We start from the raw sequence: 21325 nt of genomic DNA, 5'->3' as shown, positions 1-21325 counted from the left end.
AGGTCTGATGATCCGGTGGACCGAGGCGGGGCAGGAGCGGTCGGCGGTCTGGCGTTCGGCGCTGGGCGTGCCGCCCCCCGCACGTGTGGTGGTCGCCGACGACCGCATGACGGCCGCCACCGCATACCGGCTGGCCTGCGAGGGCACCGCCCTGCTGTGGCGGGGCGACTTCCAGAACGCCCGGCAGTTGCTGACGGCCATGGGACGAAGGTGCAAGCCCGCCGCCCCCGACGCCGGGTTCCACCGCTACCGCCAGGCCAGGTCCCAGCGGGCCAGGACGCTCGGCATGCTGCTCATCCCGTACGAAGAAGACCACGTGATCCCGCTGCGCAGGGCGCCGGACGTACGCGAGGCGTGCGCCGAGGTCTACGGCCCAGAGGCCCCGCCGGCGGTGGGCCAGCTACGCGAGCTGCTCGGCCTGATCGGGGCGCACGAATGGCGCAGGCAGGGCGTGCCCGTTCCCGCGCTCGGCGGCGCCCGCATCCATCCCCACTACGGCGTGTTCTCCCCGGTCAGAGGCGAGTACGTCGATCTGGTCGCCGAGGCGCCGCTGCCCGGCGACCGGCTGGCGTTCGACATCGGCACGGGCACGGGGGTGCTGGCCGCCGTGCTCGCCAAGCGGGGCGTCCGGCACGTCGTGGCCACCGATCTGGACCAGCGGGCCGTGGAGTGTGCCAGGGACAACGTGACCCGTCTGGGGCTGGACGACCGGGTGGAGATCGTGCGGGCCGACCTGTTCCCGCCCGGTCGCGCGCCGCTCGTCGTGTGCAACCCGCCGTGGTTGCCCGCCAAGCCGGCCTCGCCCCTCGACCAGGCCGTCTACGATCCGGGCGGGCGGATGTTGCACGGCTTTCTCAGCGGTCTCGCCGAGCATCTGGAGCCGGACGGCGAAGGCTGGCTCATCCTGTCCGACCTGGCCGAGCACCTCGGCCTGCGCACCCGCGCCGAGTTGCTGGCCGCGTTCGAGGAGGCCGGGCTGCGCGTGGCCGGCCGCATGGACGCCGCGCCGCGGCACCAGCGCCCGAAGGACGAGGAAGACCCGCTGCACGCGGCCCGCGCCGCCGAGGTGACCTCCCTCTGGAGACTCACGAGCTGAAGGCCCGCCGGTACGCCGAAGGCGATGTACTCATGGCCCGCGCGAAATGGTGCCGGAACGTCACCGGGCTCTCGAACCCGACCGCCGCCCCGATCTCCTCCACCGGCGCCTCCGTCGACTCCAGCATCGGCAGGCTGGCCGCCACCCGCTGCGAGATCACCCACCGCAACGGGCTGGTCCCGGTCTGCCGCTTGAAATGCCGGATGAACGAGCGCTCCGACATGTGCGCCACCCCGGCGAGGTCCGCCACGCTGATCGGCCCGGCCAGGTGCTCCAGGGCCCACGACATCGCCCTGGCCACGGCGTCGTCGTCCGTCACCGGCGTTACCGCGGCCTCGATGAACTGCGCCTGACCGCCCTCCCGGTGCGGCGGTATGACCAGCCGGCGGGCGACGGCGTTGGCCACGTTCGGGCCGTGGTCGTTGCGCACCAGGTGGACCAGCAGGTCCAGCCCGGCGGCGCTGCCCGCGCTGGTCAGCACGTCGCCGCCGTCCACGTACAGGACCGAGGGGTTGACCTCGACGGCGGGGAAGCGCTCCTGGAGCAGACCGGCGTACCTCCAGTGGGTGGTCGCCGCGCGCCCGTCGAGCAGGCCGGCCGCGGCGAGCGCGAACGCGCCCGAGCAGATCGACACCATCCGGGCGCCGCGCGAGTGCGCGAGCCGCAGCGCCGCGACCAGCTCCGGGGAGACCGTCCCGCGCACGTCCGCCACCCCGGGGACGATCACCGTGTCGGCCGCGGCCAGCACGTCGAGCCTGTGCGCCGCCTGCATGGTGAAGCCGCCCACCACCCTGAGCGGCTCCAGGGTCTGCGCGCACACGGTGAGGTCGTACCAGGGGACGTCCAGTTCGGGCCGGGGCAGCCCGAAGAACTCGACGACGCACCCGAGCTCGAACGGCGCCATGCCGTCGAACGCCAGTACGGCCACCCGGTGCGGCCTGGAGAGGAGCGGCAGGAGCATGAACGCATGTTAGCCAGGGCCTCTCAGCGGCAGGGGGGATATATGCATATTTCGGGTGTGCAGACCGTTTTGCCCGATCATCGCTACGAGCAGGCGGAGATCACCGAGGCGTTCTCCCGGCTGACCGACTGCGACGAGGAGCTGCTGAGACGATTCCACGCGGCCACCGGGGTGCGCGGCCGTAATCTCGCGCTCCCGCTGGCCGACTACCCCAAGCTCGACTCCTTCGCCCGCGCGAACGACGCGTACGTCGAAATAGCCCTCGAACTAGGCGAGCAGGCACTGAGAGGCGCGCTCAGGAAGGCCGACGTGCGCCCGGAAAAGGTCGACCTCCTGCTGTACTGCTCGACCACAGGCGTTGCCACGCCCTCGCTCGACGCGAAGCTGGCCCAGCGGGCGGGGTTGCGGCCGGACATCAAGCGGGTGCCGGTGTTCGGGCTCGGCTGCGCGGCCGGGGCGTCCGGTCTGGCGCGGCTGCACGACTACCTGCGCGGCTGGCCCGACCACGTCGCGGTGCTGGTGTGCGTGGAGCTGTGCTCGCTGACGATCCAGCGGGACGACACCTCGATCGCGAACCTGGTGGCCAGCGGCCTGTTCGGCGACGGCGCGGCGGCCGTCGTGGCGACCGGGCGCGGGCCGGGCCCCGAGGTCGTCGCCACCCGCAGCAGGCTCTACCCCGGCACCGAGCACCTCATGGGCTGGGACGTGGGCGACCACGGCTTCCGCATCGTGCTGGACGCCGATCTGACGGACTTCGTGGAGCAGGTGCTGGCCGCCGACATCAAGGCGTTCCTCGCCGACTACGGCCTGACCCCCGAGCAGGTGGCCACCTGGGTCTGCCACCCCGGCGGCCCGAAGGTCATCGACAAGATCGTGGAGACCCTCGGCCTCGCGCCCAGGGCGCTCGATGTGACCTGGCGCTCGCTGCGCGAGTACGGCAACCTGTCGTCGGTCTCCGTGCTCCACGTGCTGCAGGAGACGCGCGGCCGGTCCGGCGCGCCCGCCGTGCTCCTCGCGCTGGGTCCCGGCTTCTCCGCCGAGCTGCTCCTGCTGCACTGGTGAGCGCGTACCTCGTCCTGATCGGCCTGGTCGTGCTCGAACGGCTGGCCGAGCTCGCGGTCGCCCGCCGCAACCTGGCCTGGGCCAGGTTGCGGGGCGGCGTCGAGTACGGCAGGCGGCATTACCCCTGGATCGTCCTGGCCCACGTGGCCCTCCTGGTGGCGGCGCCGACCGAGGTGTGGCTGCTCGGCCGCCCCTTCGTGCCCGCGCTCGGCTGGCCGATGCTCGCCGTCGTGGTCCTGGCCCAGGGGCTGCGCTGGTGGTGCATCGGCACGCTCGGCAGGCGGTGGAACACCCGCGTCGTCGTGGTGCCCGGGATGCCTCTGGTGCGCAGGGGGCCGTACCGGTGGTTCGGGCACCCGAACTACGTGGCGGTCGTGGCGGAGGGCCTCGCGCTGCCGCTGGTGCACACGGCCTGGCTGACCGCGCTGGGCTTCACGGCGGCCAACGCGGTGCTGCTCACCGTGCGCGTACGCGTCGAGAACGCCGCCCTGGCGACCACGGCGTCAAGGCGCTGATCACCCCCCGGAGTGGGGCGCCTCCGTCAAATGGCCCATTCGTCACACCTGATCACGTGTCGATCGCGGTTTGCGCTCGCTTGAGTCACCGGCTCGGCCATTGCCGGCGAAGTTCCGTCGTACGACCAGGAGGTGGTTGCGATGAAATTTCGTCCTTTAGCCGTCGGTGTCGGAATCGTTGCGCTCCTGGGTCTCGCCGCGTGCGGCGGCGCGGGAAGCTCGACCGCCGGCGAGAGAGCACCCCAGTCCACCAGCGAAAACCAGCGGGTCGTCCCGCAGAAGTCGCCCGCCCAAGCCCAGCCGACCAGCGACACCCAGGAGGAGAGCGAGAAGGACACGACCACGGCGCAGATCTCCACGTTCGCCCTGGACGTGGACACCGCCTCGTACGGTTACGCCCGCCGTACCCTCCAGGAAGACCGCTGGCCCGCGCCCGGGGAGATCCGTCCCGAGGAGTGGGTCAACGCGTTCCGGCAGGACTACGCGCAGCCGCCGGACGACGGGTTCACCGTGCACGTGGACGGCGCGAAGCTGCCGTCGCGCGACGAGGCCGTGCTGCGCGTCGGCCTGCAGACGCGGGCGTCCGACGCGGCCGCCCGGCGGCCCGCGAACCTCACGTTCGTGGTCGACGTGTCCGGCTCCATGGGCGAGCCCGGGCGGCTTGACCTGGTCAAGTCGGCGCTGCTGAAGCTGCTCGACCAGCTCGCGCCCGGCGACCAGGTGTCGATCGTGGCGTTCAGCGACGAGGCGGACGTGCTCGCGTCGATGACCCCGCTCACCGCCAGGGGCGAGTTGCAGAGCGCGGTGAACGAGCTGACCATCGCGGGCGGCACGAACCTGGAGGCCGGGCTGGTCACCGGCTACCAGGAGGCGTCCAAGGCGTTCCGCCCCGCCGCCACGAACCGGGTCATCCTGCTCTCCGACGGCCTGGCCAACCAGGGCAGCACCGAGTGGCAGACCATCCTCGACCGGGTCAAGGAGTACGCGGGCCAGCAGGTCACGCTCCTCACCGTCGGCGTCGGCCGGGATTACGGCGACGAGCTGATGGAGCAGCTCGCCGACAACGGCGACGGCATGGCCGTGTACGTCAGCACCGAGGAGGAGGCCGCCAAGCTCTTCGCCACGCAACTGCCCGCCACCATCGAGCTGCGGGCGCGCGACGCCAAGGCGCAGGTGGTGTTCAACCCGTCGGTGGTGGAGAGCTACCAGCTCATCGGGTACGAGAACCGCGCCCTGTCCACCGAGGAGTTCCGCGACGACAACCGAGACGGCGGCGAGATCGGCCCGGGCCACTCCGTCACCGCGCTGTACTCGCTGAGCCTCAAGCCGGGCGCCACCGGGCAACTCGCCCAGGCGACCGTACGCTGGCAGGACCCCGACACCAGGACCGCCTCGGAGGCGAGCAGGTCGCTGCAGGCCGCCGACCTGGCCGGGTCCGTGTGGGACAAGGCTCCGGTCAGGCTCCAGGTGGACGTGGTCGTGGCGGCGTTCGCGGTGTACCTGCGGGACAAGAAGGCGTTCGGCCTGGACCTGCCCACGCTCGGGGAGCACGCCACGCGGCTGGCCGGGGCCTCGGAGGACCCGATGGTGACCGAACTGGCCACGCTCATCGAAAAGGCCCGGTCGGTGGGATAGCGGGCTCCTGACGCCGGTCGTGCTCTGCCCGGGGGCGGGCACGAGCCGGCGGCCGGGGGCCTTCGCGAGCGTGCTTCGGGAGTCGCGGAGTCGGCTAGACTTGTAGGCGACAAAGGGGCTATGGCGCAGTTGGTAGCGCGCCTCCATGGCATGGAGGAGGTCTGGGGTTCGAATCCCCATAGCTCCACTGCCAACGAGAAGCGGCGGTGCCTGTTCGGGCGTCGCCGCTTTCCCGTTGGGTGGTTCAACCGCGGTCGTCCGATCGTGCCGGGCCGCTGATGCCGGCGTCCTGCGGGGTGGCGAGTCGTTCCTGTTCCTCCTTGACGATCTGGTGGGCCAGCGCCTGGTCGGAGATGTCGATCGCCTCAGGCGTGGACTCGGCCAGGTCGCTGCGCCTGGCGTACGCGTCGAACAGCTTGGTCTTGGCGTGCAGGATCCGCAACATGCGTTCGTCTACGCTGCCGGGCGTGAGCAGGCGGTGCACCTGCACGCGGCGCACCTGCCCCATGCGGTGGGCACGGGCCACGGCCTGGCTCTCCATGGTGGGTTTGACCTGTGGTTCGCAGATGATCACGACGGAGGCCGCCTGCAGGTTGAGTGCCACCCCGCCCGCCTGCATCTGCGCGAGCAAGACCGCATGGCCCGGTGCCGCCGTGAACGCGTCCACCACGTGCTGGCGGTGTTCGGGCGAGAGGTCGCCGGAGAGCGGCCCGTGGACCGACGAGCCGAGTGACTCGCCGACGGTGGCGAGCACGTCGCGGAAGTAGGAGAACACGAGCACCTTGAGCCCGGTGAGGGCCGCTTCCTCGACCAGCTCGCGCAACCGCTCCAGTTTGGCCGACTTCTCCGGCACAGCGTAGGCCGCCCGGCGCATCGCCATGAACCGGCCAGACTCCACCGCTTCCCGGTAGGCGTCGGCGTCGGCCGTACTGAACTCCTCCCACTCGTCCACGTGTACCAGGTCGGGCAGTTCTGTGAGCACGTCCTCCTGGTTGCGGCGCAGGTAGACGGGTGCGACGGCGCGGCGGAACGGCTGCGCCCCGGCCGCCGCGTCACTCCGCCTGACCTTGGCGAGCAGCCGGGGCTGGAGGTAGCCGACCAGGCTGCGGAACTCCTCCACCCGGTTCTCCATCGGTGTGCCGGTCATGAACAGCACCCTGCCGACCTGGCGGCACCACCCGGCCACGGCCTTGGACCGGCGGGCCTCCGGGTTCTTCACGTAGTGAGCCTCGTCCACGATGAGCATCCCCACCTGTGGCAGGGGATCCAGCCGGTGCAGCCCGTCGAACGTGGTCACCGCGACCCCGCCGCGATCGAGCCAGGCCGCCTGCGCCAGGGCGCGCTCGCCGCCGTGCAGTCGATAGGCCCCGAGCGTGCTGCGGGTCTCGACCTCCCGCACCCAGTTGATCAGGGCGCTCGCGGGACAGACCACCAGGGAGTGCGTCGTGCCCCTGGCGTGCAGGTGAGCGAGAACGGCGATGGCCTGGATCGTCTTGCCCAGCCCCATCTCGTCACCGAGGATCACCCGCCGCTGGACGATCGAGAACCGGGCGCCGAACGCCTGGTAGCCGCGCAGCGAGACCCGCCGGTGGGTGTCGTCCAGCTCCTGGTCCCTAACCCGCTCGGCCAGCTCGTCGGGCAGGAACCCTTCGGCGGCGACCCGGTCCGGCGGCGCCATGGCGGACAGCTCCGCCAGCAGGTTGTAGTAGTCGGCCGCGCGGACCTCGAAGTCGATCCACGCCTCCATCGCGTCCGGCGGCGAGCGCAGCAGGTCCGTGGTGGTCTGCGCGAGGAGCAGGCGCGTCTCGGTCTCGCCGGCGAGCAGGCCCGCGATCTGCTCCGCGGCCTGCGCGGCGCGAGCGCGGCGCCGCTCTCCGGACAGCAGCCTGCGCCACCAGCTGCCCATGGCCCGGGCGTCGGGGATCAGCCCCTTGAGCCGCTGCTCGACCGTTTCGGCCGTACGGCGGGCCTGCGACAGTTCGGGACCGGCGGTCACCAGCCGATGCAGGGCGACGAGCAGCCGCGTGGTCTCGGCGTCCTGATGTTCGACGTCGATGTGGACGGTGCCGGACTCCCGCGCGGCCCGCGCGATCTGTTTGGCGGCGCTCTGCGCCTGCCACCGGGTCTTCGGCCCGACGCCGGGCAACTTCTGCAACTCGTACGGCGTCGCCTCCAGCACGCTGAGCACCGTGGTGTACCCGGACTCCTCCAGCGCCCCGAGCCGCAGCCCGCCGCCGGTGACATCCTTCAGCCGGGACACTGGAATGGCGCCCAGCTCGGCCCTGGCCTGCCGCTCGCGCAGCGGTTCGAGGGCGGAACGCACCTCGGCCAGCGACCTCTCGTGCTCGGCGACGAGGCCTCGCGCGTCGCCGAGCAGCCGCGCGGCCCGCCGTAAGAGGTGCCGGACGTCCCTGGCGGACGGTGTTTCCATGCGGCAGAAAGTACCGCCTCGGTCCGACATCCGGCAGCGCTGGTTCAGCTGGGGGAGATGTGCACTGACGAGGAGAAAACCTTCAACACATCAGACAGCGACGTCCAAGCCGTGGAACGGCGACGATTGTCTGACTATGGTCAGAGAAATGGACGCTACGGCAATCGGGCAGGTGCGGCGGTTCCAGCGGACCGTGACGCAGCGGATCGGGGCGCTGAGCGACAGGTTCCTGGCCAGGAACCGCCCGCTCGGGCAGGCCCGGCTGCTCTGGGAGATCGGGGCTCACGGCAGCGAGATCCGCGCGCTGCGGGCGCGGCTGGAGCTCGACTCCGGATACGTGAGCAGGTTGTTGCGGTCGCTGGAGGCCGACGGGCTGGTCGTCGTCGACGACGGCGGTTCCGACGGGCGGGTGCGCACGGCCCGGCTCACGGCCGCGGGGGTCGCCGAACGGGAGGAGCTGGATCGCCGGTCCGACGAAGTGGCCGCCTCGATCCTCGAGCCGCTGTCCGTCACGCAGCGCGATCGCCTGGTGGCCGCCATGTCCGAGGTCGAACGCCTGCTCCTCGCCTCGATGGTCAGCATCGACGTGCTCGACCCACGCCACCCCAGCGCGCGGCACTGCGTCCAGGCGTACGTCGGCGAGCTGGCCCGCCGGTTCGACGGCGGCTTCGATCCGGCTCGCAGCATCTCCGCCGACGATCACGAGCTGCGGTTGCCCGCCGGGATGTTGCTGGTCGCCGCGCTGCACGCCGAGCCGGTCGGGTGCGTGGCGCTGAAGCTGCATCCGGAGAGCGCCGCTGCGGAGATCAAGCGGATGTGGGTGGATCCGTCCGTACGCGGGCTGGGGCTGGGGCGCCGCCTGCTCGCCGAGGCGGAGGGGCGGGCGGTCGCGAACGGCGCCCGTACGTTGCGGCTGGAGACCAACAAGGCACTCACCGAAGCCATCGCTCTCTACCGGGCGGCCGGATATCGGGAGGTCGAGGCGTTCAACGACGAGCCCTACGCGCACCACTGGTTCGAGAAACGGCACGGCCCGGCCGGGCCGTGAAAAATGCCGCTGCCCCGCGATCGCTCTGGTGCTTACAATGCGATCGCGACGCCGTCCTCCAGGTGTCTCCCCGCTCTCCCCTTAGGGGTGGCCATTGTGAGTGAGACAACCCGGCTGCGGGTGCGGGTGGTCGACGCCGCCGCCGATCCGCAGGACCTGGACGAGGCCACGGCCCGGCTCCGCGCCGAGCTGCTCGAGCTGGACGTCGTGGTGAGCGCGGCCGAGGCGGGGGAGGCCCCGGAGGGCACGAGGGCGGTTCTGTCGTTCACGCTCGGCGGCCTGGTGATCGCGCTGGCCGGGACGGAGCTGCTCGGCGCGATCGTGAACGCGGTCACCGCCTGGCTCACCCGCAACCAGCACCGGTCGGTCAAGCTGGACATCGAGGGCGACGTGCTGGAGCTGACCGGCATCCGGGCCAAGGAGCAGCGCGAGCTCACCGAGGTGTGGTTACGCCGCCGGCAGGTAGAGGCGTCCCCGCAGGTGGGCAGGCGGATGGCGCTGATCGTGGCCAACGACGAATACCGCGATCCCGGGCTGCGGCGGTTGCGGGCGCCGGCGCTGGACGCCGAGGCGCTGGCCAGGGTGCTGGGGAACGAGGCCATCGGCGGGTTCGAGGTGAGCGCGATGCTCAACGAGCCCACCGCCGTGATCAACGAGGCCGTGGAGGAGTTCTTCGCCGACCGGCGCCCCGATGACCTGCTCCTGCTGCACTTCTCCGGCCACGGGGTCAAGGACGACAGCGGTGAGCTCTACTTCGCCACCCCCAACACCAAGCTCAACCGGCTCGGCGCCACCGCCGTCTCCGCCGAGTTCGTCAACCGGCGGATGGGCCGCAGCCGGTGCCGGAGCATCGTGCTGCTGCTCGACTGCTGCTACGCGGGCGCCTTCGCGCGCGGCGCGCTGCCTCGGGCGGGGGCGGACATCCACGTCGAGGAGCAGTTCGGCGGGCGCGGCCGGGTCGTCATCACCGCTTCCAACGCCCTGGAGTACGCCTTCGACGGGCCCGACCTGGCCGACGCGCAGGAGAAGTCGCCTTCGGTGTTCACCAGCGCGCTGGTGGAGGGGCTGGAGACGGGCGAGGCCGACCGCGACCAGGACGGCTACGTGGGCATTCACGAGCTGTACGACTACATCTTCGACAAGGTCAGGACCGTCACGCCCAACCAGACGCCGGGCAAGTGGACGTTCGACGTACAGGGGGAGCTGGTCATCGCGCGGCGCAGCCGGCCGGTCGATCGGCCCGCCCCGCTGCCGACCGAGTTGCAGGAGGCGATCGACCACCCGATCGCCAAGATCAGGGCCGGCACGGTCGAGGAGCTCGAACGGCTGCGGCACAGCAAGCACGCCGGACTCGCCCTGGCGGCCCGGCTGGCCCTGGAGGGGCTGGCCCAAGACGACAGCCGCATGGTCTCGGCCGCCGCCACCCGCACCCTCAGCCCCGACACCCCGGCCCCCGCCCCCGGCCCGGCCGCGGTCCCGCAGGTCGCCCCGTCGCAGGCTGCGGTCCCTCAGGCGGCCCCAATGCCGGCCGCGGTCCGGCAGGCTACCCCCGGGCGGGTCGCCCCCGTGCGGCCCGCCGCTGCGCGGGTGGCGGATGCGCCGGTCGTCGAAGGGCGCGCCGTGCCGATCCCGGCACCGTCCGCCCAGCCCGAAGCCCCGGAGGCCGCGCCCCTGGCGGCCGCACACCAGGGACCCACGCCTCAGCCCGTGACGCGTACGCCCGAGCAGGCGTCGACGGCCGCACCCGAGCCGCCGCCTGTGCCGCCGTCCGAGTCACAGCCCGTAGTCCCTGGGCCGGAGTCCGTGACACCCACGCCGGGAGGCCCGCCGACGTCGGCGGCTCGGGGCACGGCGGCGCCCGCCGCGGAACCGGCGGTCCGAGATTGGGCGGCTCGGGTGCCGCGTGTGCTGGCGCTGTTGTCGGCGCTGCTCCTGATCGCCGCCCCGGGGGTAGGCGGCCTTCCCCCGCTGCGCTTCGTCGACCGACTGCAGGTCGACTACCTGATCTGGTTGTGGCTGCTGATCGCGGCGGCGGTGGCGGTCGGATTGGTCCGGGAAACCCGCGCCCGCCAGGCCAGCCTGGGAGCCGCCGCCGGCTTGGCCGGACTCCACCTGGGCGCGTTCGCGAACCCTGAGCGGATGCAAGCGGTATGGAGTCTGGCGATCATCATCGCGGGCTGTGCGCTCGTCCTCGTGGCCGTGTTCATGGAGACGGCCCTGGCCCAGGCGCGTGGGTGGCGGGCCGTCGGAGCCGTCGCGGGAGTGCTCACGCTGCTGATGATCTACATCGACCTGAGCAGAGCCACGGACGTGGAGGAAGAACCCGGCGAAACCGTCCCCTGGATCGCGGTCTTCGGGCTCGCCGGGATCCTCGCCGTCACCCTCATCGTGCGGGTGATCCGGCAGCGCGGAGCGGGCCGGATCCGGGCATCGACGGTGCTGAGCACGGCGGCCACGCTCCTCGTCGCCGTGGCCGTCTCCAGCGTCTATATCTCCGGCAACTCCGACTTCCCCGAGATCCCCCACTGGATGCCCGCCCTGCTGGTGCTGCTCCTGCTGGCCGCGCAAGCCGGATGGGAACGGCCGGAGCTGCTGGCCGGAGCGCAACTCACGGTCATCGCGGGGCTCCTGCACAACCTCGCGTGGGTCAGGACCGAGCCGCCGTTCGTGGTGTTGTCGTTCCTCGCGGCGGTCTGCGCGGCCACTGCGGCCTACCTGAGCAGGGCCGCGGAACCGCATTCGCGCCCGGCAGGCGCTAACCTGCCATCAGAATGAGATTCTGGACGCGAGGAGAGCCATGCCGGACAACCTCATCTTCCGCCTGCCCCCGACGTTCGAGACCGTCGAGGAAGAGCGGAAGCACCGCAAGGAGCGGCTGGCGGCGGCGCTGCGGATCTTCGGCAAGCTCGGCTTCGAGGAGGGCGTCGCCGGGCACATCACCGCCCGCGACCCCGAGCTGACCGACCACTTCTGGGTCAACCCGTTCGGCCTGTCGTTCAAGCACATCAGGGTCAGCGACCTCATCCTGGTCGACCACGGGGGCAAGGTCGTGGAGGGCCGCTACCCGGTCAACGAGGCGGCGTTCGCCATCCACTCCCAGGTGCACCAGGCCCGGCCCGGCGTGGTCGCCGCCGCGCACAGCCACTCCGTGTACGGCCGCGCGCTGTCGGCCCTCGGCCAGGTCATCGAGCCCATCACCCAGGACGCGTGCGCCTTCTACCAGGACTGCGGCCTGTTCGACGACTACACGGGCGTGGTGACCGACCTGGAGGAGGGCAAGCGCATCGCCGCGGCGCTGGGCGGCAACAAGGCCGTCGTGCTGCGCAACCACGGCCTGCTGACGGTCGGCGACACGGTGGACGCGGCCGCCTGGTGGTTCATCACGATGGAGCGCTCGGCCCAGGTCCAGCTCGTCGCCAAGGCCGCGGGCCAGGTCGTGCCCATCGAGCCGGACAACGCCACGCTCACCCATCAGCAGATCGGCAACGACCTGGTCGGCTGGATCAACTACCAGCCGCTGCACGACCAGATCGTCCGGGAGCAGCCCGACCTGTTCGAATAGCGCCGACTCCGGCGAGGATGCCGGACTTTTGCGCCGATTGTATGGCGAACCGGGACAGTCGCGATCAGGCGCGCCGGAACGTGTGCCGGTAGGCCAGCGGCGCCACCCCGACCGCCGCGTGCAGGTGCTGGCGCAGCGAGACGGCGGTGCCGAAGCCCGCCCGCCTGGCCACCTCCTCGACGCCGAGATCCGTCGTCTCCAGCAGCTGCCTGGCGTGCTGCACCCGCTGGACGTTCAGCCACCTGGCCGGGCTCACGCCGGTCTCCTCGCGGAAGCGCCTGGTGAACGTGCGCACGCTCATCCTGGCGTGCTCGGCCAGCCCGTTGAGGTCGATCGGGCGGTCCAGATGGGCGAGCATCCACTCGCGGGTGGCCGCCGTGCCGCCGCTCTCGACGTACGGCAGGTGGCGGTCGATGTACTGGGCCTGGCCGCCCTCCCGCCACGGCGGCATGACGCATCGGCGGGCCGCGCGGTTGGCCACCTCGCTGCCGTGGTCGCGCCTGATCACGTGCAGGCACAGGTCCAGCCCCGCCGCCACCCCGGCCGAGGTCAGCACGTCGCCGTCGTCCACGAACAACACGTCGGGATCCAGCTTCACCTGCGGGAACAGCGCAGCGAACCCGGCGGACTCGCGCCAGTGCGTGGTGGCCGGGCGGCCGTCGAGCAGGCCCGCCGCCGCCAGCACGAACGCTCCCGTGCAGATCGACATCGTCCGCGGCCGCCCCTGCAGGGCCTCGTACAGCGTGTCCGAGATCGTGCCGTCCTTCAGCGCCCGCCCCGCGTGGATGCCGGGCACCAGCACCGTGTCGGCCGTGTCGAGCACGTCGAGGTCGTGGTCGGGCAGGACGCTGTAGCCCGCCGTACAACGTACCGGCCGGCGGTCTTCGGAGCAGGTCACCACCTCGTACAGCTTCTCGCCGTCCGGCGTCTCCGCCGTCAAGAACACCTGGCCCGGCACGCCGAGGTCGAGCGTGGCGAAATGGTTGAGCACGACGACCGCGATCCGATGAGTCATGGCCTGATTCTTTCACATATTGGCTTTCCGGCCACTCGTGGCCAAGTACGGCGATAAATCAGGATTGGCGCATGACGCTGAGCACCACCCCCACCCGTCGCGGGCTGCACCGGGCCTGGTTCGTGGCGGCCGTCGCCTTCGTGGCGATCCTGGGCGCCGCCGGGTTCCGCGCCACCCCCGGCGTGCTGATCACTCCGCTCCATGAGGAGTTCGGCTGGTCGGCCGGTACGATCTCGCTGGCCGTGTCGATCAACCTGGTGCTCTACGGCCTGACCGCCCCCTTCGCCGCCGCCCTGATGGACCGCTTCGGCATGCGCCGCGTGGTCGCGATCGCGCTGCTGTTGATCGCCGCGGGCAGCGGGCTCACGGTGCTGATGACCGCGAGCTGGCAGCTCCTGCTGTTCTGGGGTGTGCTCGTGGGGCTCGGGACCGGCTCGATGGCGCTGGTGTTCGCCGCGACAGTGGTGGACCGCTGGTTCGTCCGGCACCGCGGCCTGGTCACCGGCGTGCTCACCGCGGCCGGCGCCACCGGGCAGCTGATCTTCCTGCCCGTCCTGGCCCAGCTCGCGGAGGGTCCGGGGTGGCGGTTCGCCTCGCTGACCGTGGCCGCCGCGGCGCTGTTAGTGGTGCCGTTCGTGTGGTGGTTGCTGCGCGACCATCCGCGGGACGTGGGCACGACGGCGCTCGGCGCGGAGCCGGGCGCCGTGCTTACCGAGCCGAGCAAGATGAACGCGGCCGTCAGGGCGGTCACCGTGCTGGCCGCTGCGGCGAAGACGCGGCCGTTCTGGCTGCTCGCGGGCGGTTTCGCGATCTGCGGCGCCAGCACGAACGGCCTGGTCGGCACCCACTTCATCCCCGCCGCGCACGACCACGGCATGGCCGAGCCGATGGCGGCGGGACTGCTGGCGATCATCGGGATCTTCGACATCGCGGGCACGATCGCGTCCGGCTGGCTCAGCGACAAGATCGACCCCAAGGTGCTGCTCGGCGTCTACTACGCGCTGCGCGGGCTCTCGCTGATGGTGTTGCCCAGCCTGTTCGCGGCCACGACCGAGCCCAGCATGCTGATCTTCATCGTGTTCTACGGCCTGGACTGGGTGGCGACCGTGCCGCCCACGGTGGCGCTGTGCCGACGGATCTACGGGGCCGACGGGTCCGTGGTGTTCGGCTGGGTGTTCGGCTCGCACCAGGTCGGGGCCGCGTTCGCCGTCGTCGGTGCCGGGCTCACCCGCGACCACCTGGGCGCCTACGACCTCGCCTGGTACGTCGCCGGCGCACTCTGCCTCCTCGCCGCCGGCATGTCGCTGGCCATCGGGCATGCTAGAGGGCGATGAACGCTGATCTGTACGTCCTGCCCCTCGTCGTCAGGATCGAGCGGGCGACCCTGACGACTGGTCCTCCCGAGCGCACCGACGCGATGGAGGCCGCCGCCATGGCCGTGCTCAGCCTGCTGGACGACCCGGGGGAGTGGTCCGCCGAGCTGCACGCCTGGCAGTCCACCGGCAAGATCCGCAAGGTCGTGCGCCGGGCCAGGGGCGCCGAGTGGCGCAGGGCGGTCGCGCTGCCGGGCCGCACCATCGAGCACCGCACGGCCGAAGTCCGCGTGCACCCGCCCGTGCCGCTCGACGGCTGGCCGCGGGACCTGGCGCGGCTGCAGGTGGGGGGCACCGAGCTGACCGACACCGCCGAGCCGGCGCCCGCCGAGCCGCCGATCCTGTGGGCCAACCCGGAGCTGGCCATGTCGGCGGGCAAGGCCATGGCCCAGGCCGGGCACGCCGCCCAGCTCGCCTGGTGGGCCAGCGACGAGGACGAGCGGGCGGCCTGGCGGGCGCGCGGGCTGGCGGTGTCCGTGCGCACCGCCGCCTCCCAGAGCGACTTCCAGGCCCTGGTCGCCGCCGGGCTGCCGGTCGTGCGCGACGCCGGGTTCACCGAGATCGAGCCGGGCTCATGCACGTTCGTCGCGGACGCGCCCTGGCTCCTCGGCCGCGTCGCTAAATCGTGAACACGTCGGCCAGCACGCCGCCCGCCGTGGTGATCCGGGCCGGCGACGGGCTGTCGTACACGACCATCAGCCGTCCGTCGGCCAGCAGCGCCAGCCCTTCGGGGTGGTCGCAGCCGACGCCGTAGGGCAGTTCCAGCACCGTCTCCAGCTCGTCCTCCGGGACGACCCCCTGCCGCTTCGGGCCGAGCCGCCAGCGCACTACGCGGACCGGCCCGTCGAGGTCCATGGTCGGCCCGGCGAGCAGCAGCAGCGAGTCGCCGTCGGGGCACAGGTCCCGCACGCCGAGCCCGCCCAGGTCCAGGAAATGCTTGCGGTACGGCTCCCGCAGCCGCAACCGCCCCTTGCCCGCGTCGTCCAGCCGCAGCTCCAGCACCACCGCCCAGCCCCGCAACACGGGACCGCGCAGCCCCAGATAGACGCGCTCGGACACGACCGCGATGCCCTCGACGTCGAACCCGTTGTCCTTGCCCGGCAACGCCAGGAACGGTCCCAGGTGCCGGTCCTCGCGCAGGTACGTGGTGAGGCTGTGCGAACCCGCCAGGATCGACCCCTCCTCCGGGGTCTCCGCGCGAGCTCCGTCGCGGAGCGGCAGGCGTACCAGGATGAAGCGGTTCTCCTCCCTGACCACCGTGGCCAGCCGGTCGGCGGCCTTGTCGGGGTCCTTCGACTTGACGCGCTTGCGCTTGAGGCTGTGCGAGCCGACCAGCCAGAGGTGGCCGTCCGACCGGGCCAGGCCCTCGATGTCGGCCTCGTCCTTCGGGCCCGCGGGGAGGTTGACGTAGTCGGTCAGGGGGAACGTGCGCTGGGCGCCGAAGTGGTCGCCCGTCCACGTCAGATGCTCGAAGGTCGCGGTCTCGTCGCCGGCCACCCAGAGGCCCGCGGCGCTCTGCCGGATCGCCGAGAGGTTCGTGTGCGTTTGGTACGCCTGCGAGGCGTGATCGAATCGCAGCTCAACCTGTTCCACGAAGACCATGATTGCACTTCGGTTGCTTCATGGGCGTAATGGCGGGATATGTCGTACGCTCCCGTCGTGCTCGATGGGGAAGATGTGATCAAGGGTTCCGGAGTGAGAACCGCGACCAGAGCTGGAACCCGTCCTTCTCCGCCCAAACGCTCCCGCATCGGGGATATCCGCATGCGGGTGGTGTACCGGGGGCTCGCCGCGGCCGTCGTCGTCGTGGCCGTGGCCGCGGCGCTGACCGTGGTGCTCCCGTCAGGGCCGGACGAGGTCGCGGCGGGGCCGGTAACCGCGCCGCCGGCCGCACCGTCCTCGTCCGGCCCCGCACCCACTCCCACTCTGGAGCCCACTCCAGAGCCGTCTCCGGGCTCGAAGCTCGCGCCCGGCTACACGGCCATGGAGGCCCTGCACGCCGACCCGCGCGTCCCCAAGCTGACCAGCGGGGTCAAGGGCATGGCCCTGAGCTCTCCGGGCAAGCAGGTCGTCGAGGACAAGCGCACGGGACTGGCGGTGCCGAGGCTCGGCCGGCCGTGGAAGCGCTACGGGGCGGCGCCGTTCACCTCCAAGCAGGTGTTGCCCAGGCCGCGCGGCACGAGCCTGCGCGGGACGTTCGTCAGCTGCCCGCTCCCGATCATGGAGCAGGAGTCCCCGCGTGACACGGCGCTGCTGGCCGCCCGCTGGACGCTCAACCTCCACCCCAAGGGCTCCAAGATCAGCTGGATCGCTTCGCAACCGGTCAAGCGCGGCTGGATGCTCGTTTATCGCGTCAAATACGGAAAAAAGGCGTCTCGGGCGGCCGTCGTGGTCGTGGACGGGGGAATGAGCAAGCCGGGACTGGCGTTCGTCACAGTGCCTGACTCGCAGCGGAAGCAGTGGCGTGACATCGGCCGCGTGGTCTCAGGGGTGCGTGTTCTAGGCTAGAAGATCATGTGGGGGAGTGACGCCGTGGAACGCTCTGGACCGCCGCAGGCGCCGAACAAGGGCAAGGGCAAACCGCCCTGGCGCTCGGAGGGCCTGCCCGGGACACCCGGAGGCAGGCCCAAGATCAACTGGTGGCGCTTCGTCGTCACCCTGCTCGTGGTGTACGCGGCATTCTTCGTGGTGTCGTCGTTCGTCGACAGCGAATCCGTCGAGACGATCTCGTACACCGAGTTCACCAAGCAGGTGAACGCCAAGAACGTCAAGGACATCTACGCCCAGGGCCTGTCCGTCGAGGGCGACCTGCGGGGCTCGGCGAAGAACCCCGAGAGCAACGAGAACTACACCAGGTTCCAGACCGAGATCCCGGCCTTCGCCAACACCGACCAGCTCGACCAGCAGCTCGCCAACGGCCAGGTGGAGATCACCTCACAGCCGATCACCCGCAGTTTCCTGTCCAACCTGCTGCTGTCGCTGCTGCCCGTGCTGCTGCTCGCCGGGTTGTGGATCTGGATGATGCGGCGCGGCGCCAGCATGATGGGCGGCGGGCTGGGCGGGCTCGGCAAGTCCAAGGCGGCCAAGCCGGTCGACGCGGGGCAGGTGCGGGTCACGTTCGAGGACGTCGCGGGCATCGACGAGGTCGAGAACGAGCTCGTCGAGATCGTCGACTACCTCAAGGACCCCGGCAAATACCGCAGGCTCGGCGCGAAGCTGCCCAAGGGCGTGCTGCTCGCGGGCCCGCCGGGCACCGGCAAGACGCTGCTGGCCAGGGCGGTCGCGGGCGAGGCCAAGGTGCCGTACTTCTCGGCCAGCGCCTCCGAGTTCATCGAGATGATCGTCGGCGTGGGCGCCTCGCGGGTGCGCGACCTGTTCGAGGAGGCGCGCAAGGTGGCGCCGTCGATCGTGTTCATCGACGAGATCGACGCCATCGGCCGGGCCCGCGGCGGCGCGGGCGGCCTCGGCGGCCACGACGAGCGCGAGCAGACGCTCAACCAGATCCTCACCGAGATGGACGGCTTCTCGGGGGCCGAGGGCGTGATCGTCATCGGGGCCACGAACCGTCCCGAGATCCTCGACCCGGCGCTGCTGCGTCCCGGGCGCTTCGACCGTACCGTGCAGGTGGGGTTGCCGGACGCGGCGGGACGCACCGCGATCCTGGGGGTCCACTCGCGCAGCGTGCCGCTGGACGGCGAGGTCAGCCTCGACCAGCTCGCCAAGACCACCCCCGGCATGACCGGCGCCGACCTGGCCAACCTGGTCAACGAGGCCGCCCTGCTCGCCGCCAAGCGCGGCAAGGAGAAGGTCATGATGATCGACTTCGCGGACGCGCTGGAGAAGCTGCAACTCGGCGCGGCCCGCAGCATCGTGATGCCGGAGGAGGAGCGCACCAGGACCGCCTTCCACGAGGCCGGGCACGCGCTGCTCGGGATGCTCCAGCCGGGTGCCGACCCGGTCAGGAAGATCTCGATCATCCCCCGCGGCCGGGCGCTCGGCGTCACTCTGTCCACCCCCGACACCGACCGCTACGCCTACGACGAGCAGTATCTGCGCGGGCGTATCACCGGCGCGCTCGGCGGGATGGCGGCCGAGCAGGTCGTGTACGGCGTCATCACCACCGGCGCCGAGAACGACCTCGAACAGGTCACCATGATCGCCCGCGGCATGGTCGGCCGGTGGGGCATGTCGGAGAAGGTCGGCCCGCTGACCATCCTGCCCAACGACGGCCAGCAGCCGCAGGCCTCGCCCGCCACGCTCGCCACCGTGGACGAGGAGACGCGGCGGATCGTGGACGAGTGCTACGAACGCGCCATCCAGGTGCTCACGGACAACCGGGAGAAGCTGGAGGGGATCGTGGCCGCCCTGCTGGAGCACGAGACGCTGGACGAGGCCGGAGCGTATGCGGCGGCGGGCCTGATCAGCTCCTCCACCGTGGGCTCGGCAAGCCTTTCCGAGGCCGCGCGAGGCGTGCCCGAGCCCTCGGGCAGCTTTTCCGATAATTAGGACAATCCGGGCGTTGGCTCGATCCCGGTAGGGGAACGTCTCCCGCGAGAACGATCGGGGGGACTAGCCGTGACACTGCATGACGAGCTTCTCGCCCAGCTCGGAGACTCAGGACTGGAACAGATCGCCGGAATGCTCGGCACGGACACGGCCACGGCCCGCAACGTGGTCCAGGCCGTGTCGGGCACCATCGTCGGCGGCCTGGCGCGCAACGCCGCCGACCCGGACGGCGCCGAGGCCCTGCGGGGGGCGCTGGACGAGCATGTGGACGCCGATCCGTTCAGCGGCGACGTGGCCTCCCTGATCCGCGACGGGCACAGCATCCTCGGCCACGTGCTGGGCGGCCAGGGGACGGAGCAGGCCGCGGCCGAGTTGTCGCAGTTCGCCGGGATCAGCTCGGGGACCCTCAAGAAGTTGCTGCCCCTGATCGCCCCCATGATCATGTCGTTGCTCGCCAACCGGGCCGCGAACGCGGACATGGACGCGGAGGCCGTGGCCGACGACCTGGACAAGGAGCAGTCGGCCCTGCCGGGCGGGCTCGGGGATCTGCTCGGGGGACTGCTGGGGAGCATCTTCGGCGGCGCCGTACCGCCGCAAGGAGGGCCGTACGAGCCTCAGGAAGGCACGGCGGGGGCTCGGGACCAGCGGGAGGCGGCACCTGGGACCTCGAACCCCGACTGGTGACCGGTAGGCTGAGGCAGTGATCGTTCTGGCCTCAGCCTCCCCCGCCCGCCTGACTCTCCTGCGCAACGCCGGTCTCGACCCCAAGGTGATCGTCAGCGGGGTCGACGAGGAGGCCTTCACCGCATACTCTCCGGCGGCGCTCAGTCTGGTGCTGGCCAGGGCGAAGGCCGAGGCGGTCGCGAGCGGGCTCGACGAGGGGCTGGTGATCGGCTGCGACTCGATTCTCGAGCTCGACGGCCGCCCCTACGGCAAGCCCGCCACCGAGGAGGAGGCCGCAGAGCGGTGGCGGATCATGCGGGGCCGCACCGCCCGCCTGGTGACGGGCCACTGCGTGATCGACGTCGCCGCGGGCCGGCAGGTGGCGGAGGTGGCCACCACCGTGGTGCACTTCGGCCAGCCGTCGGAGGAGGAGATCGCCACCTACGTGGCCACCGGCGAGCCGCTCGGCCTGGCCGGGGCGTTCAGCATCGAGGGGCGCGGCGGTTGGTTCGTGGAGGGCATCGAGGGCGATCACGGCAACGTGCTCGGCCTCTCGCTGCCGCTGCTTCGCGACCTGTTCGCGGAGCTGGGCTACGCGGTGACGTCGTTCTGGCGTTAGCCTGCCGGGCATGCGATCACTGCGCGACTTCACGTCCGGCGTCGGCTTCTTCTTCCAGGGGTGGGGATGGGTCGCCAGGAACGGTCGGTGGTGGCTGTTCGGGCTGATCCCGGCGCTGATCGCGTTCGCCGTCTACGTGGTGGCGCTGGTCTTCCTCGGCACCAATGCCGCTGACTTGGCCGAGTTCCTGACGCCGTTCGCGGATTCGTGGGGCTGGCGGGAGTTGTTCCGCACGCTGGTGGGCATCGCCCTGGTCCTCGGGGGGCTGGCGGTGGCGGTGCTGACGTTCGCCGCGCTCACGCTGGCGATCGGGGAGCCGTTCTACGAGCGGTTGTCGGCGGCGGTGGACGTGCTTCCGTCGGCGGAGGAGCAGCCGTGGTGGCGTACGTTGCCGCGCTCGATCAGGGACAGCCTGGTCACGCTCTGCTACGTGCTGCTTTTCACGATGCCGCTGTTCATCCTGGGCTTCGTGCCGGTGGTGGGGCAGACGGTGGTGCCCGTGATCGGGGCTGCCGTGTCCGGATTTTTCCTGACAGTAGAGCTCACCACCCTGGCCCTGGAACGACGCGGGATGGCCCGCAAGGAGCGGTTCGCGCTCCTGCGCGCCAACAAGGCCGCCGCGCTGGGGTTCGGGGTGGTGGTGTTCCTGCTGTTCCTGGTGCCGTTCGTGGCGGTCATCGCGATGCCGGCCGCCGTAGCGGGCGCCGCCCTCCTCGTACGTACGCGCCTGGCTCCCACCCCGTAGCCCCTCCACCTTGCCTGACAGCGGTTATCCACAACCTCGACCAGCGCAACCTCCCCCATCCCCAGAATCGCGTTCGGCGCGCTGCGACTATCAC

18 protein-coding genes and 1 tRNA gene are annotated in these 21325 nt (G+C 71.3%); 15 read left to right on the top strand and 4 right to left on the bottom strand.

Annotation, left to right across the window (positions count from 1 at the left end; all coding sequences use genetic code 11):
* Positions 1 to 7: 7 nt before the first annotated feature.
* Entirely contained in the window at positions 8 to 1096 is a 1089-nt protein-coding gene (locus ACFLIM_RS22795; RefSeq protein ID WP_393168501.1) for a methyltransferase, read from the top strand.
* Here ACFLIM_RS22795 and ACFLIM_RS22790 read toward each other — a convergent pair.
* A complete protein-coding gene (locus ACFLIM_RS22790) occupies positions 1086 to 2057 on the bottom strand; it encodes a helix-turn-helix domain-containing protein (protein WP_393168499.1) in 972 nt (323 codons plus the stop codon). The two genes, ACFLIM_RS22795 and ACFLIM_RS22790, sit on opposite strands and share 11 nt — an antisense overlap.
* A 6-nt stretch (positions 2058 to 2063) precedes the next feature.
* Here ACFLIM_RS22790 and ACFLIM_RS22785 point away from each other — a divergent pair, with 6 nt between their 5' ends.
* The 4 genes from ACFLIM_RS22785 to ACFLIM_RS22770 all read left to right on the top strand — a co-directional run bounded on the left by ACFLIM_RS22785 (position 2064) and on the right by ACFLIM_RS22770 (position 5456).
* Positions 2064 to 3119, top strand: a complete 1056-nt coding sequence (locus ACFLIM_RS22785) for a type III polyketide synthase (protein WP_393168497.1) — start codon at positions 2064 to 2066, stop codon at positions 3117 to 3119.
* On the top strand, positions 3116 to 3634 hold the full coding sequence (locus ACFLIM_RS22780; RefSeq protein WP_393168495.1) for an isoprenylcysteine carboxyl methyltransferase family protein: 519 nt from the start codon (positions 3116 to 3118) through the stop codon (positions 3632 to 3634). Before ACFLIM_RS22785 ends, ACFLIM_RS22780 begins: the two co-directional genes overlap by 4 nt.
* Before the next feature lie 141 nt (positions 3635 to 3775).
* Positions 3776 to 5269: a vWA domain-containing protein gene (locus ACFLIM_RS22775; RefSeq protein ID WP_393168493.1), complete on the top strand. Its 1494-nt coding sequence runs from the start codon at positions 3776 to 3778 to the stop codon at positions 5267 to 5269.
* Between the two features lie 114 nt (positions 5270 to 5383).
* Positions 5384 to 5456, top strand: a tRNA-Ala gene (locus ACFLIM_RS22770).
* Between the two features lie 57 nt (positions 5457 to 5513).
* Here the strand turns inward: ACFLIM_RS22770 and ACFLIM_RS22765 are convergent.
* Entirely contained in the window at positions 5514 to 7700 is a 2187-nt protein-coding gene (locus ACFLIM_RS22765) for a DEAD/DEAH box helicase (RefSeq protein WP_393168491.1), read from the bottom strand.
* 148 nt (positions 7701 to 7848) lie between these two features.
* Here ACFLIM_RS22765 and ACFLIM_RS22760 point away from each other — a divergent pair, with 148 nt between their 5' ends.
* The 3 genes from ACFLIM_RS22760 to ACFLIM_RS22750 all read left to right on the top strand — a co-directional run bounded on the left by ACFLIM_RS22760 (position 7849) and on the right by ACFLIM_RS22750 (position 12310).
* A complete protein-coding gene (locus ACFLIM_RS22760) occupies positions 7849 to 8748 on the top strand; it encodes a bifunctional helix-turn-helix transcriptional regulator/GNAT family N-acetyltransferase (RefSeq protein ID WP_393168489.1) in 900 nt (299 codons plus the stop codon).
* Positions 8749 to 8844: 96 nt separating this feature from the next.
* On the top strand, positions 8845 to 11523 hold the full coding sequence (locus ACFLIM_RS22755) for a caspase family protein (protein WP_393168487.1): 2679 nt from the start codon (positions 8845 to 8847) through the stop codon (positions 11521 to 11523).
* Positions 11486 to 12310 (top strand): class II aldolase/adducin family protein, encoded by an 825-nt coding sequence (locus ACFLIM_RS22750; protein WP_393168660.1) that lies wholly within the window; start codon positions 11486 to 11488, stop codon positions 12308 to 12310. Before ACFLIM_RS22755 ends, ACFLIM_RS22750 begins: the two co-directional genes overlap by 38 nt.
* A gap of 64 nt (positions 12311 to 12374) precedes the next feature.
* Here ACFLIM_RS22750 and ACFLIM_RS22745 read toward each other — a convergent pair whose 3' ends face one another.
* Positions 12375 to 13325: a GlxA family transcriptional regulator gene (locus ACFLIM_RS22745; protein ID WP_393168485.1), complete on the bottom strand. Its 951-nt coding sequence runs from the start codon at positions 13323 to 13325 to the stop codon at positions 12375 to 12377.
* 71 nt (positions 13326 to 13396) lie between these two features.
* Between ACFLIM_RS22745 and ACFLIM_RS22740 the strand changes: the two genes are divergently transcribed.
* A complete protein-coding gene (locus ACFLIM_RS22740; RefSeq protein WP_393168483.1) occupies positions 13397 to 14659 on the top strand; it encodes an MFS transporter in 1263 nt (420 codons plus the stop codon).
* Complete coding sequence (locus tag ACFLIM_RS22735) at positions 14656 to 15327, top strand: peptidyl-tRNA hydrolase (protein WP_393168481.1); 672 nt, start codon at positions 14656 to 14658, stop codon at positions 15325 to 15327. The genes ACFLIM_RS22740 and ACFLIM_RS22735 overlap by 4 nt, the downstream gene beginning before the upstream one ends.
* On the opposite strand, the gene ACFLIM_RS22730 is transcribed toward ACFLIM_RS22735, so the two are convergent.
* Entirely contained in the window at positions 15317 to 16300 is a 984-nt protein-coding gene (locus tag ACFLIM_RS22730; RefSeq protein WP_393168479.1) for a DUF3616 domain-containing protein, read from the bottom strand. The two genes, ACFLIM_RS22735 and ACFLIM_RS22730, sit on opposite strands and share 11 nt — an antisense overlap.
* Before the next feature lie 162 nt (positions 16301 to 16462).
* On the opposite strand from ACFLIM_RS22730, the gene ACFLIM_RS22725 reads away from it, so the two are divergent.
* From ACFLIM_RS22725 to ACFLIM_RS22705, 5 genes are all read left to right on the top strand, one after another.
* Positions 16463 to 17206: a hypothetical protein gene (locus tag ACFLIM_RS22725; RefSeq protein ID WP_393168477.1), complete on the top strand. Its 744-nt coding sequence runs from the start codon at positions 16463 to 16465 to the stop codon at positions 17204 to 17206.
* Positions 17207 to 17230: 24 nt separating this feature from the next.
* Entirely contained in the window at positions 17231 to 19204 is a 1974-nt protein-coding gene (gene ftsH / locus ACFLIM_RS22720; protein WP_393168475.1) for an ATP-dependent zinc metalloprotease FtsH, read from the top strand.
* A 69-nt stretch (positions 19205 to 19273) separates the two neighbouring features.
* Positions 19274 to 19888, top strand: coding sequence for a DUF937 domain-containing protein (locus tag ACFLIM_RS22715; RefSeq protein WP_393168473.1), 615 nt, complete (start codon positions 19274 to 19276; stop codon positions 19886 to 19888).
* Between the two features lie 16 nt (positions 19889 to 19904).
* Positions 19905 to 20486 (top strand): Maf family protein, encoded by a 582-nt coding sequence (locus tag ACFLIM_RS22710; protein ID WP_393168471.1) that lies wholly within the window; start codon positions 19905 to 19907, stop codon positions 20484 to 20486.
* A 10-nt stretch (positions 20487 to 20496) separates the two neighbouring features.
* A complete protein-coding gene (locus tag ACFLIM_RS22705; RefSeq protein WP_393168469.1) occupies positions 20497 to 21231 on the top strand; it encodes an EI24 domain-containing protein in 735 nt (244 codons plus the stop codon).
* Positions 21232 to 21325 lie beyond the last annotated feature (94 nt).

The organism is Nonomuraea marmarensis (assembly GCF_043197025.1).
GTDB lineage: Bacteria > Actinomycetota > Actinomycetes > Streptosporangiales > Streptosporangiaceae > Nonomuraea > Nonomuraea marmarensis.
The sequence above is the reverse complement of the archived record's forward strand: the minus strand, read 5'-3'. Positions and strand labels throughout refer to the sequence as shown.